General features: G+C 66.1%; 10 protein-coding genes. 3 read left to right on the top strand and 7 right to left on the bottom strand.

All coding sequences use genetic code 11. The annotated features are described in order from the left end of the window. Positions 1-225 precede the first annotated feature (225 nt). Positions 226-1,512 carry an HlyD family secretion protein gene (locus JEY66_RS13880; protein WP_026193144.1) on the bottom strand — a complete coding sequence of 429 codons (1,287 nt, stop codon included), beginning with the start codon at positions 1,510-1,512 and terminating at the stop codon, positions 226-228. 188 nt (positions 1,513-1,700) lie between these two features. On the opposite strand from JEY66_RS13880, the gene JEY66_RS13875 reads away from it, so the two are divergent. Together JEY66_RS13875 and JEY66_RS13870 are read left to right on the top strand one after the other, a co-directional pair. Beyond that, positions 1,701-2,345 carry a TetR/AcrR family transcriptional regulator gene (locus JEY66_RS13875; protein ID WP_016845819.1) on the top strand — a complete coding sequence of 215 codons (645 nt, stop codon included), beginning with the start codon at positions 1,701-1,703 and terminating at the stop codon, positions 2,343-2,345. A 172-nt stretch (positions 2,346-2,517) separates the two neighbouring features. Beyond that, positions 2,518-3,360: a GNAT family N-acetyltransferase gene (locus tag JEY66_RS13870; RefSeq protein WP_016845818.1), complete on the top strand. Its 843-nt coding sequence runs from the start codon at positions 2,518-2,520 to the stop codon at positions 3,358-3,360. Positions 3,361-3,602: 242 nt separating this feature from the next. Here JEY66_RS13870 and JEY66_RS13865 read toward each other — a convergent pair whose 3' ends face one another. Together JEY66_RS13865 and JEY66_RS13860 are read right to left on the bottom strand one after the other, a co-directional pair. Further along, a complete protein-coding gene (locus tag JEY66_RS13865; RefSeq protein ID WP_026193145.1) occupies positions 3,603-6,275 on the bottom strand; it encodes a flavin-containing monooxygenase in 2,673 nt (890 codons plus the stop codon). 272 nt (positions 6,276-6,547) lie between these two features. After that, positions 6,548-7,252 carry an SDR family oxidoreductase gene (locus JEY66_RS13860; protein WP_016845816.1) on the bottom strand — a complete coding sequence of 235 codons (705 nt, stop codon included), beginning with the start codon at positions 7,250-7,252 and terminating at the stop codon, positions 6,548-6,550. 140 nt (positions 7,253-7,392) lie between these two features. Here JEY66_RS13860 and JEY66_RS13855 point away from each other — a divergent pair, with 140 nt between their 5' ends. After that, the gene (locus JEY66_RS13855; protein ID WP_016845815.1) at positions 7,393-8,214 is read left to right on the top strand and encodes an ABC transporter substrate-binding protein; all 822 of its coding nucleotides are present in this window, start codon (positions 7,393-7,395) and stop codon (positions 8,212-8,214) included. Here the strand turns inward: JEY66_RS13855 and JEY66_RS13850 are convergent. From JEY66_RS13850 to JEY66_RS13835, 4 genes are all read right to left on the bottom strand, one after another. Beyond that, the gene (locus tag JEY66_RS13850; protein WP_016845814.1) at positions 8,188-8,886 is read right to left on the bottom strand and encodes an ABC transporter permease; all 699 of its coding nucleotides are present in this window, start codon (positions 8,884-8,886) and stop codon (positions 8,188-8,190) included. The two genes, JEY66_RS13855 and JEY66_RS13850, sit on opposite strands and share 27 nt — an antisense overlap. A gap of 75 nt (positions 8,887-8,961) precedes the next feature. After that, the gene (locus tag JEY66_RS13845) at positions 8,962-9,339 is read right to left on the bottom strand and encodes a response regulator (RefSeq protein WP_016845813.1); all 378 of its coding nucleotides are present in this window, start codon (positions 9,337-9,339) and stop codon (positions 8,962-8,964) included. Positions 9,340-9,452: 113 nt separating this feature from the next. Beyond that, entirely contained in the window at positions 9,453-10,688 is a 1,236-nt protein-coding gene (locus tag JEY66_RS13840; protein ID WP_026193146.1) for an extensin-like domain-containing protein, read from the bottom strand. A gap of 126 nt (positions 10,689-10,814) precedes the next feature. Then, entirely contained in the window at positions 10,815-14,435 is a 3,621-nt protein-coding gene (locus JEY66_RS13835; protein WP_244620841.1) for an autotransporter domain-containing protein, read from the bottom strand. Positions 14,436-14,492: the final 57 nt, after the last annotated feature.

The raw sequence follows: 14,492 nt of genomic DNA, 5'->3' as shown, positions 1-14,492 counted from the left end.
GGGAGAGGTCGCGCCGAAGGCGCGGGTGAGGGGTCGCAGGTCCCACGAGAGGCCGGAACCCCTCACCCGGATTGCATCTGGCGATGCAACGTAGCCGAAGCTTCGCTTCGGCGTTCTTGGAGACGGCCGCCAAAGGCGGCCTATGCCTCTCCCACAAGGGGAGAGGTGGACAGTTGATGCGGCAATTCTCCGATCAGACGTCATATGCCGCCTGCTCTCAAGACATCACTGCGGATGGATCATCATCGGCGCGTCGAGATCGGTTTCGGCATCGGCGTCCGCCGCGCCCTCGCGGGTGTCGACGGTGGTGTAGACCGACATGCCGGCGCGCAAGAGGCCCTGCTTGGCGACGCTGGCAGGCACGCGGATGCGGACCGGCAGGCGCTGCACGATCTTGGTGAAGTTGCCGGTGGCGTTGTCGGGCGGCAGCAGCGTGAACACCGAGCCCGCCGCCGGCGAAATGCTGTCGACGAGGCCGGTGAACTTGCGGAAGCCGTAGGCGTCGACCTTGATCGTCACGCGCTGCCCGGTGCGGATGCGCTTGAGCTGGGTCTCTTTATAGTTGGCGTCGATGTAGACGCCGTCGAGCGGCACCACATTGCCGAGCCGCTGGCCGACGTTGATATAGTCGCCGGTGTTGACCAGGCGGTTGGAGAAGGTGCCGTCGACCGGCGCGCGGACGTTGGTGAATTCGAGATCGCGCTCGGCCTTGGCGAGCTGGGTCTGCAATTCGGCGAGCTGGGCACGGGCCTCGGCCTGCTGCGCCTTGGTCACCTCGACATTGTCCTTGGCGGCATCATAGGCCGCCTGCGCGGATCGCACGCTGGCCGCGCCCTGATCGCGGCCGGCCTCCGAGACTTCAAACGTCGCACGCGAGGCAAAACCCTTGGTGCTGAGCGCCTGCTGGCGGTCGAAATCGAGATCGGCGCGCTTCAGGCCGGCCTGCGCCGACACGAGCTGGGCCTGCGCCTGCTCGACCGAACTCACCGCCGCCGCAACCTGGCGGCCGATGCGCTCGATCGTCGCCTGCTGGGTGGCGATCCGGGTGCGCGCGGCGTCGACCGCAATGCGGTAGTCGCCGTCATCGATCCGGAAGATCACGTCGCCCGCGCGCACCAGCGCGTTGTCGCCGGGCAGGATCGCCGCGATATGGCCCGCGACGCGCGCGCCGAGCATGGAGTTGTTGGCGCGGACATAGGCATCGTCGGTCGAGACGTAGAAGCGCCCAACCATCAGGTAATAGGCGGCATAGCTTGCTGCGGCGAGCGCGAGCAGGCCGACCACGCCCATCATCACGAATTTGCGTTTGCCGGATTTCGGCGCCGGCGCCGCAGCGGACGAAGCCGCCGGCTGCTCGGGCGCAGAAGCGGGCGGCGCCTCTGCGGGACGCTTGGCTTCATCAGCACGGCCCTGCTCGCCGAGATCGGCGGATGCATCGCGCGCGATCGCGTCCTCGGCCATCTCGGGCCCGGAACGAACAATGCGTGCAGCCTGATCCCGTGCTGCGGCCATAGCCGAGGCTCCCCAAAAAAATCTCGACGCGCGCGATGGCGGAATAAGGGCCGTGCGGCGCATCGTCACTCCCAAGATACCATTGACCGAACGGTTCGGTCAATCTATATTCCCATCTGCCAGATTATAAGGCTTCGATTCTTCCCTTTCCTACTATGGGTTGAGTTCTTTCCCGAGAAGCTAAATCAATGGTTGCAGCGCCCCAAACCTCCCTCCAGTCCGTCGGCGAGGAGGAATCGTCGAAACGCCGCCAGATCCTGGACGGCGCCCGCAAGGTGTTCCTGGAGCTCGGCTTTGACGGCGCGAGCATGGGCGAGATCGCGCGCGCTGCCGGCGTCTCCAAGGGCACGCTCTATGTCTATTTCCCCGACAAGGCCGGGCTGTTCGCGGCGATCGTCGAGGAGGAAAAACTCGAGCAGGGCCAGGTCGCCTTCAATTTCGATCCGGCGCGCGACGTCGACACCACCCTCCCCGAGTTCGGCCGCGCCTATGTCGCGGTGTTGTGCCGGCCCGGCGGCGGCTCGGCGATCCGCACCGTGATGGCGATCGCCGAGCGGATGCCCGAGCTCGGCAGCCGGTTCTACACCCACGTCATCGCCCACACTGTCGACCGCTTCGCCGCCTATCTCGAGGCGCGCGCCGCGCTCGGCGAGCTCGTGATCGACGACTACCAGCTCGCGGCCTGGCAATTCATGCAGATGTGCCAGGCGACGCTGTTCCAGGCGTTCATCTTCCAGGCCAAGCCGTCGCCCTCGCCGGAGCGGATCGCAACCGTCGTCGACAGCGCGACGCGCGTGTTCTTCGCGGCGTACCGGCCGAAGCAGGCGAGCTGATCGCGCACCGTCATTGCGAGGCGCTCGCGACAAAATTGCAAAGCATTTTTGCGCTGAAGCGACGAAGCAATCTATTCTTCTTTCTTGCGGCCCGATGGATTGCTTCGCCTCGCTCGCCATGACGAGGAGACAGCGGCGCGCTACCATGGCAAATCGAAGGTAATCATCCGCCATGAATGACCTCAGCATCCGACACATGCGGCCGGACGAGATCGCGCTCGCGGTGGACTGGGCCGCGGCGGAGGGATGGAATCCGGGTCTCGCCGATGCGCCCTGCTTTGCCGCCGAGGACCCGCAGGGTTTCTCCATCGGCGAGCTCGATGGCGCGCCTGCCGCGGTGATCTCCTGCGTCAATTACGGCGCGCAATTTTCCTTCCTGGGCTTCTACATCGTGCGCCCGGACCTGCGCGGCCGCGGCCACGGCCTGAAGATCTGGAATGCGGCCATCGCACATGCGCGCCCGCGCGTGATCGGGCTCGATGGCGTGGTGGCGCAGCAGGCGAACTACCAGAAGTCCGGCTTCGCGCTTGCCTACGCCAATGTGCGCTATGGCGGCACCGTCGCCGCACCATCTGCGCCGAAAGCCCGCATCGTCGCGCTGAGCGATGTGCCTATGGCGCTGATCGAAGCCGATGACGCCACGGTGTTTCCGGCCCCGCGCCCCGCCTTCCTGCGCAGCTGGATCAATACGCCGGGACATGTCGGGCGCGCGCTGATGCGCGACGGCAGGCTGGCCGGCTGGGGCGTGATCCGCCCCTGCCGGACCGGCCGCAAGATCGGCCCGCTCATCGCCGATGACCGCGCCGGCGCCGAGGCCATCCTGTCGGCATTGCTCGCGAGCGCAGGCGGCGGCGAGATCTTCCTCGACGTCCCCGCGATCAACCGCGACGCCGTCGCGCTGGCGCAAGACCTCGGGCTGTTACCGGTGTTCGAGACCGCACGGATGTATACCGGCGCGATCCCGCCATTGCGGATCGATCGCGTGTTCGGCGTCACGACGTTCGAGCTCGGCTAGGGCATGACGCGACGACGTCGCACGGCAAGGATGCGGCATTCCGGCGCGTCCGCATAGATTTCGGAATATTGGAAATATGCCCCTGAGTTGCCCGACGTGTCAAGTCGCCTGGTCGAGCGCCAGCCGCCGCCGGCTACTTTGCATGGGGTTGTTTTCGATATTTTGGCGGAACGCCCCCGCGACAACAGGTGGATGCCCGGGACAAGCCCGGGCATGACGCGCCACCTGATCACATTCCCGCACTAGTTCGCCGCCGCGTTGACCTCCGGCGTCGCAACGTTGTCCTGCTCGATCTCCTCGGGCAGGCCGGCGAAGCGCCGCAGCGCCTTCGCCATCTTCACGCGGCCGCTGACGCCGGTGATGATGACGTCGACCATCACGAACGACGAGTGGAAGTGGCCCTGCGCCTTGAGCTGCTCGACCTTGACGCCAGCCTTGGCGAGCGCGTCGCCATAGGCGATGCCCTCGTCGCGCAGCGGGTCGAACTCGCTGGTCGCGATGAACGCCGGCGGCAGGCCTTCGAGCTTGCCGCGCAGCGGCGCGACGCGCGGGTCGGTGCGGTCGGCCGGCGAGCAGTACAGGTCCCAGAACCAGTACATCAGCCCGCGGGTCAGGAAATAGCCGGTCGCGTTGTCGACATAGGACGGCCGGTCGAATGTGGAGTCGGTGACCGGACAGATCAGGAGCTGGCCCGCGATCTCGGGCCCGCCGCGATCGCGCGCGAGCTGGCAGGTGACGGCCGCGATGTTGCCGCCGGCGCTCCAGCCGGCGACCAGCAGCGGCCCTGCCCTGCCGCCGAGCTCGGCGGTGTGGGCCGCGATCCAGCGCGCCGCTGCATAGCCGTCCTCGGCCGCGGCCGGGAAGCGATGCTCGGGCGCGTGGCGATAGCCGACGCTGACGATGATCATGCCGGTGCGACGGCACAGGTCGCGGCAGAACGGATCGTCCGACATCTCGTCGCCGAGCACCCAGCCGCCGCCGTGGAAATACACCGCGATCGGATGCGGCCCCGGCGTCGCCGGCCGGTAGAGCTTGTACGGCAGCGGACCGTCCGCGCCCTGCAGCATGCCGCTGCCGACCTCGCCGACCGGGCGGCCGGCAGGACGCCCCTTGTTGAACTCGGTGAGGAAGTCGCGCGTGCCCTGCGCCCCCATCGTCTCGAGCGGCGGCAGATTCATCTCGCCGAGCAGGTTCAGCACCAGCCGCACATCCGGCTGCAAGCGCACGACCTCGCCGTCATTGCATTGCTCGGCAACGCCGGGACCCGAGAGCTTGAAGCCGAGCATGCCGCGGCCGACCACCTCGTTGCAGATGCTGCGATACGGACCGACGCCGCCCGTATAAGGCATCACGCCTTGCGGCTTGCCGGGTACGTTGGCGCCCGTGTACCAGGTATTGGCGAGCCGGTGCAGCGTCAGCGTCGCGCAGTCGGCCATGTGCCGTTCCCAGCCGGCTTGCGCGGTCTCTGTCGCTTCCATCGTGGTGAAGCCGGCGTCGCGAAGCGCGGCGATCCGTTCCACCACCCAATCGACATGCTGCTCGATCGAGACAGCCATGTTCGACAGCACCGACGGGCTGCCGGGACCGGTGATCATGAACAGATTGGGGAAGCCCGCGACGGTGACGCCGAGATAGGTCTGCGGTCCATGCGCCCAGACGTCCGACAGCGACTTGCCGCCACGGCCGGAGATCGGATGCACCGCCATGATGGCGCCGGTCATCGCGTCGAAACCGGTGGCGAACACGATGACGTCGACATCGAAGCTGCGCTTGTCGGTCGAGATGCCGCTGGCGGTGATCGCCTTGATCGGCTCCTGCCGCAAATTCACCAGCGTCACGTTCGGACGGTTGTAGGTCGCGTAGTAATTGGTATCGAGGCACGGACGCTTGGCGCCGAACGGATGATCATGCGGGGCAAGCGCCGCCGCCGTCTCCGGATCCTTGACCACGGCGCCGATCTTCTCGCGGATCAGATCGGCGACCAGTCTGTTGCCGTCGACATCGACGGCCTGGTCGGCCCAGAGCTGGGTCAGGATGTGGACAAGGTCGCCCGCCGCCCACGCCTTCTCGAACCGCTCGCGGCGTTCGGCATCGCTCAGTTGCCAGCTCACCACGGTCTGCTGCGGATAGGGCACGCCGGCCATCGACCAGCGCGCCTGCTCGCGATAGGCGGCGCGGTCGCTCTCGAAATAGGTCTTGCGATCCTCCGGCGCCGGGCCGTTGCCCGCAGGCAGCGCGAAGTTCGGCGTGCGCTGGAACACGGTGAGTTGCGCGGCCTGCTCGGCGATCAAGGGAATCGACTGAATGCCCGACGATCCGGTGCCGATCACGGCAACGCGCTTGCCCTTGAGATCGACGCCCTGATGCGGCCAGCGGCCGGTGAAATAGATCTCGCCCTTGAAGTCCTTGACGCCGTCGATCTCCGGCGGCTTCGGCGACGACAGGCAGCCCGTCGCCATGATGTAGTAGCGGCACGAGACGTTGGCGCCGTTGTTGGTCGCGATCTGCCAGCGTCCGGTCGCATCGTTCCAGGTCGCCTGCGTGACTTTGGTGCCGAACCTGATGTCGCGACGCAGATCGTAGCGGTCGGCGACGAAGCCGAGATAGCGCAGGATTTCCGGCTGGGTGGCGTATTTCTCCGACCAGGTCCAGGCCTGATCGAGCTCGGGATCGAACGTGTAGCTGTAGTCGATGGTCTGGATGTCGCAGCGTGCGCCGGGATAGCGATTCCAGTACCAGGTGCCGCCGACGTCGGCGCCCTCTTCGAGCGCAACCGCCGAGAAACCCGCCTTGCGCAACCGATGCAGCAGGTAAAGTCCGGCGAAGCCGGCGCCGACCACCGCAACGTCGACCTGCTGCGTGGTTCCGCTCTGCGTGGAGTCTGAAGCGCGTGCTGCAACTGCTGCGTCTGGCATGCCATTCCTCCCGTATGTTTTGATTTGACGGAAGGCTAGCCCTGCGCTTTCAGTTTGTCATCACGACAAACGCAATCAGAGGTCGCCGCAATTGTGACGCCCGCGGCCTGGAGCGCGCCGCGCAGCGCGTAGACGCAAGTGGTGACGTACGTTGTGGCGACGCAACGGGTACGAACGGCGCCGCACACTTTGATGTCGTCCCGGCGAACATTTGGTGCCGCTTGTGAGTCACAAACTCACTTGCCTTGAAGATGACGGGTTTACCAGTTGCCTCAAATCGACCGCATCAAACCGCCGTCGACGCGGATGTTCTGGCCGGTGATGTAGCCCGCTCCGTCGGAGACGAGGAAGCTGATGGTTGCGGCGATCTCTTCCGCCTTGCCATAGCGCTTCATCGGCACGCTGTCGCGCCGCTCGTCGGTTGCCGGCAGGCTGTCGATCCAGCCCGGCAGCACGTTGTTCATGCGCACATTGCTGGCGGCGTAGCTGTCGGTGAACAGTTTTGTGAACGCGGCGAGCCCGGCGCGGAACACCGCCGAGGTCGGAAACATCGCGCTCGGCTCGAACGCCCAGGCGGTGGAGATGTTGACGATCGCCCCCGACTTCTGCGCCTGCATGTGAGGCGCGACGAGACGCGTCGGGCGGATCACGTTCATCAGATAGACGTCGAGACCGGTGTGCCACTGCTCGTCGGTCAGTTCGAGCACACCCGCGCGCGGGCCGTGGCCGGCGCTGTTGACCAACGCATCGATGCGGCCCCAGCGCGCCACCACGCCGTCGACGGCGCGCTTCAGATCATCGTTGGAACGGTTCGAACCAGTGAAGCCGAGGCCGCCGAGCTCCTTCGCCAGCGCCTCGCCCTTGCCCGACGACGACAGGATCGCAACGCGGAAACCATCGGCCGCGAGGCGCCGCGCCGCCGCCGCTCCCATGCCGCTGCCGCCCGCGGTAACTAGCGCGACCTTCTCTGCTGCCATGATCCGATATCCCTTCTTATTGCTTCGTTCGGGGCGACCCTAGCACCGCCAATCGCAGCGCGCGACATCGCGCCTGCTTTGCGTCACCGGACGAAATGCGGCAAGGTGACCGACATCATTCTCCGATAAGCAGCATTCACATGGCATCGTTCGTTCGAAACCTCCTGATCGCCGCCGCGCTGTTGTTCGCCGGCCCGACGCTCGCGCAGACCCGGTCCATCATCGTGGCCTCGACGACATCGACCGAGCAGTCCGGCCTGTTCGGCTATCTGCTGCCGCGCTTCTCGGAGGCCTCGGGCATTGCCGTGAAGGTGGTCGCGGTCGGCACCGGACAGGCGCTCGACATCGGACGGCGCGGCGATGCCGATGTCGTGTTCGTGCATGATCGTGTGGCCGAAGAGAAGTTCCTGGCCGAGGGCTTTGCGACCAGGCGATATGACGTGATGTACAACGACTTCGTCATCGTCGGCCCGAAGGCGGCCGATCCGGCGCATATCGCCGGCGACAAGGACGTCGCGGACGCCCTGCGTAAGATCGCCGCGACCAAATCGGCCTTCATCTCGCGCGGCGACCACTCCGGCACGCACGAGGCCGAGCTGCGGCTCTGGAAAGCGGCCGGCGTCAATCTCGGCTCAGCGAAGGGCCAGTGGTATCGCGAGATCGGCCAGGGCATGGGTCCGGCGCTCAACATGGCATCCGCGTCGAATGCCTATGTGCTGTCCGACCGCGGCACCTGGCTGTCGTTCAAGAACCGCGGCGAACTCGCCGTGCTGACCGAAGGCGACCGGCGGCTGTTCAACCAGTACGGCGTGATGCTGGTCAATCCGGCGAAGCATCCGACGGTGAAGGCCGCGGACGGCCAGGCCTTCATCGACTGGCTGATCTCGCAGGCCGGGCAGTCGGCCATCGCCGGCTACAAGGTCGGCGGCGAGCAGCTATTTTTCCCCAACGCCGCGCACTAGCAGAAACGCGATCGTGCTGACGCTGACGCTCAGCGCAAGCAGGATGACGCCGAGCCCGAGGCCGAGCGCCAGCTCGCCCTTGCTGGTCTCGAGCGCGATCGCGGTCGTCATCGTTCGCGTATAGCCGCTGATATTGCCGCCCACGATGATGATGGCGCCGACCTCCGCGATGGCGCGGCCGAACGCGGCGAGGAACGCGGTGAGCAGCGAGGCGCGGCCGAGCGAGAACACCAGCGCAAGGCTGCGCAGGCGGGACAGGCCGTCGGTGCGGATCAGGTCGGCATATTCCGCCCACAGCAGCGCGACCGGACGATGCACCAGCGCAACCACGATCGGCGTCGCCAGGATGACCTGCGCCACCACCATCGCCGTCGGCGTGAACAACAGCCCGGCGAAGCCCAACGGTCCGGATCGCGACAGCAGGAGATAAAGCCCGAGGCCGACCACGACCGGCGGCAGGCCGAGACAGGCATTGGCGAGCACGATCACCACCTGCCGTCCGCGAAACCTCGATATCGCAAGCCAGCCGCCGATCGGCGCGCCGATCAACAGCGCGAGCAGGCTCGCCAGCAGGCTGACACGCAACGACAATGCGACGATCCCGAGCAGGACCGGATCGCGACCGGCTATCAGGGAAGCTGCCGCCGTGATCGACTGTGCGAAGTCATTCATGCCGGCCTGGAAAACACGTTTGCCCCGTCCAACGTCCGCATCGCCGATTTCGCGCGGGCGATCAATCGCTGAGGCCTACGCGGCATTCTCGAGCAGCTTCGCCACGGCCGCAACCAGTTCATCGGGCGAGAACGGCTTGTTCAGCAGCACGCTGTCCGGCACGCCCCTGGTCGGCCACTCGTCGCCGCCGCCGCCGGTGATGTAGAGCACCGGGAATGACGGATCGATCTCGCGCGCGCCGCGCGCCACACGCCAGCCGTCGAGCCGGCCGAGCAGGCGAATGTCGGTGACCAGTGCACTGTATTTGGTGCGGAACGCCTTCAGCAGCGTCAGGGCTTCCTCGCCCGAACCTGCGATCGCCGGCTCATAGCCGCCGTCTCTCAGGGCGTCCTCCACCATCATCTGAAGATCACGATCGTCTTCGATGACGAGAATGATCGGCGCGTCTTGCAAAGCTATCCCCCAAACAATCAGCCGGGTGCGCCCGACTCAGCGAGCATATGCAACAAAAGTGGCTACCGTTTGCACGGTGTCACCCAGTAAAAATACGGGTATCAGACGCGCCCCTATTCGTCGGCGAATTCGTCTTCTTCGTTGACCCCCGCCTTACCCCGCGGGGCCGGCTTTCTGCCGCCGAGCGATCCTGTGACATAAGGTTCGCGCGTTGCATAGGGGTTACGGCCGCCGGCACGCGCCGCGACCTCCTCGCCCGAGACGGCGGCGGGCTGGCAGATCAGGCGCCGGCTGGCCCGGCGCATCAGATCCACATGGATGTGGTCGTAGTGATAGACGTTGGACCCCGGCGCCAGCACCGTGGTGAATTGCTGGCAGGCGGCGGCCTGGACATCGCGCAGAAAGCCCTGCTCTTCCGGCAGGCCCTTCCAGCCATCCTTCACGGTGATGCGGCGACCGTCAGCCAGCGTAAAGGCTGCGATGTCGAGCGCATTGCCGAAGGCGTGCTCGGAAATATGCGCGTGCGAATTGCCGTTCATGCCGCGGCAGGAATAGGCCGAGATCTGCTTGATCTCGACGACACGCGCGCCGAACCAGCGCTGCGCCGCAGGCTGCACGGAATCGGCGAGCCAGCGCTCGAGCACCGAGACGATCGGGCACGCCAGCGTTGCCGCCGGCTTCACTGCGACCGGGCCGACCGTCACCACCGCATTGCCGCTCGAGGGACCGAGCCGCGGCGGCGGTGGCGCGCCGGGCGGCTGCTGGGAATACGGTGCCGGTGAATAGGGCGCGGCCGCGCTGTCGCGCTGCGGATTGGAGGGCAGGCCCGGATAATAAGGTCGCTCGCCCCTGGCGTCGGGCGAGCCATCCGGCGGCAAATCGATCTCGTCCTGCTGCGGCGGAACGCCGGGCGCCGACAGCGAGACCGGCCCATTCTGACGGTTGCCATAGCTCGGCTCATTGCCATAGCTCGGCTGGCCGACGGCCTGATTGGAATACGGCGCCTGCGCGGGCGGCGGAGACGGCTGGCGGTTGATCGGCCAGCGCGGCTGGTTGCCGACTGATGCCGGCGGACGCAGGCTGTCGTCGGCAAATCCGTAAGCTGAACTGGCTTCACCGAGCGCGGCGACCTTGAGCGGGAACTCGGCGCCGCAGACGCCGGGACCGGAGATCGGATCAATGCGGACGAGATCGGCGCTCTCCTTGACCGCGCCCGACTTCAGGCATGCGGCCTCGGCCTCGGCCCGCCACGGTTCGCGCTCGGCAGTCTGAAACAGACCGCGACCGCAACCAGCAAGCGACACAAGGACAAGGGAGCCGACGAGATACAAACGAACTCCACGCGTCATGGCGCGGAGGTTCTGCGAATTTGATTAAAGACTCTTCAACGCATTTCGATGCGTTGTTTTCAGCTGTCCTTAACCATGCGGCGGAACCCGGCAGGGTGACGCGCGCCCTGCCGAGAATGATCGTCATCACCACGTGTAGCGAACGACACCCTTGCCGCCATAGGACGACGTGACATCGGAGAACTCGCCTTCGAAGGTGAGCGCCGCCGACCAGCCGCTGGTCCAGTTCATCGCCGCGCTCGCGGTGGTGAGCACCGCATCGCTCGCCGGCGCCGCGCCGTTGACCACGAAGGACGCGCCCGGCAGCGTCTGGAATGTCGCGGCAACGCTGCGATCGGTGTTGTAGTCGTGCGCCCAGGCAAGGCGGCCGCGCAGGCTGAGAATGCCATCCTGCAACGCGATCGAGCGATCGCTGCGGACGCCGAGTTCGCTGCGCGTGGCGGTAACGGTCTTGGCGCCATAGGCCACCGCGAACGCGCTCGATCCCGACAGCACCAGCTCGGCATAGGACGGCAGATCGTAGGTCGTGAACTGTCCGGCGGCATAGGGCGTCAACGCCAGCGACCACGGCGTGATGAAGCGATAGCCGCCTTCGATCCGGCCAGAGAGCGCATTGGCGTTGAACTGCGCGCGCAGCCGGTCGATGCCGGCGATCGTCACGGTGCGATCGGTGGTGACGTCCTGCCAGCCATAGGCCAGCGCGCCCAACAGATAGGCCGGCCCGAATCCATGACGGATGAAGGCGCCGGTCTGGAACAGGTCGGAGCGTCCGCCGCCGAGTGCATTGGCCACGGTGAAATTGGTACCGCCGCCGGCGAGCGCAAGGCCCGCGATCGTGTCGGGCGAGATCCGGTAGTCGGCGCCGACGGCGACACCGAAAATGCGGCTCGTCGTCGAATTCGATCCGACGGCGGTGCCGCCATCGGTGCTCTGCCCGCCGCCGAAACCCGCCGCCCAGACGCTCCAGCGCTGCTCGAACGTCTGTTGCGGCGGCGCCTTGCGATAGATCGCGGCATAGGCATCGCGCGCGGCCTTCGCACGCGACATCCCGGTCGATGCGTAGCTCATGGTGTCGCCGGCGAATTGCGACGCGCCGCCATTTGCAGACATGCCGCCGCGCCCTTCGGTGAAGGAATCCGTCATGACGCCGAGGAACATGTTCATGGCATCGAAGGTGGTCTGCTGCGAGCCGGTGCCGAGTTCGCCCGACGCCTGCGTCAGCCCGGCCGGAGTCAGCACGCCGAATGCGGCGGTAACGCTGCCGGTGCTGTTGAACGAGTTGGTGATCGCATTGCCGACCGCGGCCTGATTGCCGCTGAGCTTTCCGGTTGCGGCAAAATTCAGCGCCAAATTGAGATAGACGTTGTTGGCGTCATAGCTCAGGCTGGAGATGAGGTTCGATGGCAAATTGCTGTTGACCGGCCCGGCAAAGCTGCCGCTGACACCGCCGGCCGCGTTGAGGATGGTGTACTGCTTCTGGAACGTGGTGCCGGTGAAGGACGCGTTGACCGCGGCGCCGCCGAGCGTTGCCGCGCCTGTCACGTTGGTGCGATCGGACGCCGCGGCCGACACTTCGACCAGATAGGTGGATGCGGTGGTGAAGGTCAGGCTGCCCTGCACCGTGAGCGTCCCGATCGAATTGCCCGGTGACAGCGTGCCGCCATCGACCAGGACATTGCCGACGCTGCCATTGCCGCCGAGCGTGCCGCCGGCATTGACGGTCACGGCATTGCCAAGCGAGCCATTGACCAGCAGCGTCGCGCCAGAACCGATGGTGGCGCCGTTCTGGTAGCTCTGCGCGTCGGTCACGGTCCAGACGCCGCCCTGCACGTTGAGCACCTCGAAATTGATCACGTTCGAGAGCGTGCCCGTGCCCGGACCGAACAGATTGAGCGTATCGGCGCCGACCCCACCATCAATCCGCCCGGTGATGGTCGAGCCGCCATAGAGATTGAGCGTGTCGTCGCCGCCTTCCATGCTGATCGCGCGGCCGGTATTGCCGATGATGGTGCCGTAGTTCGACAGCACGTCGGCGCCCTCGCCGGTCTGGATCGCTGCGCCGTCGCCGCGGATGAAGCGGGTCGAGCCGGTACCGGTATAGGTCACGCCGTTCAGCGTACCGACCGAGCCGGTATCGGGCGTGCCGTTCTGCAGCAGCGTAACGCCATTGGGATCGGGAATCGTGCCGTTGCCGATGATGGTGCCGTAGTTGACGATCCTGTCGTTGTCGACGGCGGCATTGCCGGTCTTGTTCTCGGAGCGGATCGCATAGCTGTTGTTGCCGACGATGGTGGCGCCGGCATAGTTGATCAGGTCGAGCGCCACCGATCCGCTGCGCGAATGGTCCGGATTTGAATCGTTGTTGACGACGATGCCCGCCGCGGCGCCGCTGATGGTGCCGTAGTTGCGGATGGTGCCGCCGCCGATCGCAAGGCCTTCGCTGTTGTTGAAGCGGCCGCCGTCGTCGGCGCCGGTCGCGCCGGTGCCCTGCACGATGCCGTAATTGGTCAGCGTCAGGACATTGTCGATATCAATGCCGTCGCCATCGCTGCGCGTCGACACGCCGTCGATCGCCCCGGTGATGGTGCCGTAATTGGTGACAATGGCGTTGCCGCCGCCGACGCCCGCACCGTTGCGGCCGATGATGGTTGCGCCGGCAAAATTGTTGACCGTGATGGTGCCGGCGTCGCCCGCGGTGCCGTTCTTGGCACCCGAGATCAGGCCGCCGGCATAGTTGTTGACGGTGCCGTTGTGGCCGCCCTGAAGATCGATCGCATCGGCGCTGGGCCGGCCGGTTGCCGGATCGATCGTGCCATTGGCGATGATCTGGCCGTAATTGTCGATCGTGAAGTTCTCGCCCGGACGGATCGCATCCGCATTGGCCGCGGTGATCAGGCCGGTCGCACGGTTGGTGATGTGAAGGCTCGCGGCGGTCGAGGTGAGATTGTCGAAGTCGATCGCCTGGCCGGTCGCCGATTTGATGGTGCCGGCATTGTCGACCGAGAACCTGGCCGCCGTCGTGCTGTTGCTGCCCGACGCGCCGTTGATCTGGATGGCGTCGTCCGCCGACTGGATCGTCGCGCCCGCATTGTTGACGACCGACAGCGAGATCACGTTGTTGAGATTGGTGGTGGCGCGGATCGCGCGAGACCCGGCCGTATTGGTCGCGTCGATCAGGCCGGAATTGGTAATCGTGGTGGTTCCGCCGCCGATCCGCATCACGTCGCTGCCTGATGACCTGATGGTGCCGCCGCTCTGGTTGGTGATCGAGAACACGGTGGTGTTCGACGTCGCGTTGACGAAGTCGAAGACGCGGCCGTTGCCCGTCGACTGGACGGTGCCGGCATTGTCGACGGTGACCGACCCGCTGCTCAGGCCGCCATTGATCCGGAATGCATCGTTGGACGCGGCGAAGACCGCGCCGGCATTGTTGATCAGCGTGAGATTGCCGCTGATGGCGCTGCTCGAGGTGTCGATGCCGCGCGAGGTCGCCGAGATGGTGCCATTGTTGGTGATGACGACGCCGGGCGACGACAGGCCGGTGATCCAGGTGATCGCGGTGCCCGTCACCGACAGGCTGCTGCCGGCGGCGACCGCGCCGGTGTCATTATTAGAGACGGTCTGCGCCGTCGTGCTGTTCGGAGGAGTGCTGAAGCTTGCGGCCAGTGCCGGAGAGGAGAACCCCAACGAAGTCGCAGAAATAGCCAGCGCAAGCCGGCTTGCGCGGCTCAGAAACTCAGATTTCACGTAACGCCCCCAAATACGTTACCGGGGGTGAGCCCCGGTCATTCCGGCGGCAATCTG

The sequence above is a fragment of the Bradyrhizobium elkanii USDA 76 genome (assembly GCF_023278185.1).
Lineage (GTDB): Bacteria > Pseudomonadota > Alphaproteobacteria > Rhizobiales > Xanthobacteraceae > Bradyrhizobium > Bradyrhizobium elkanii.
This window is presented reverse-complemented; position numbering and strand designations above follow the sequence as displayed.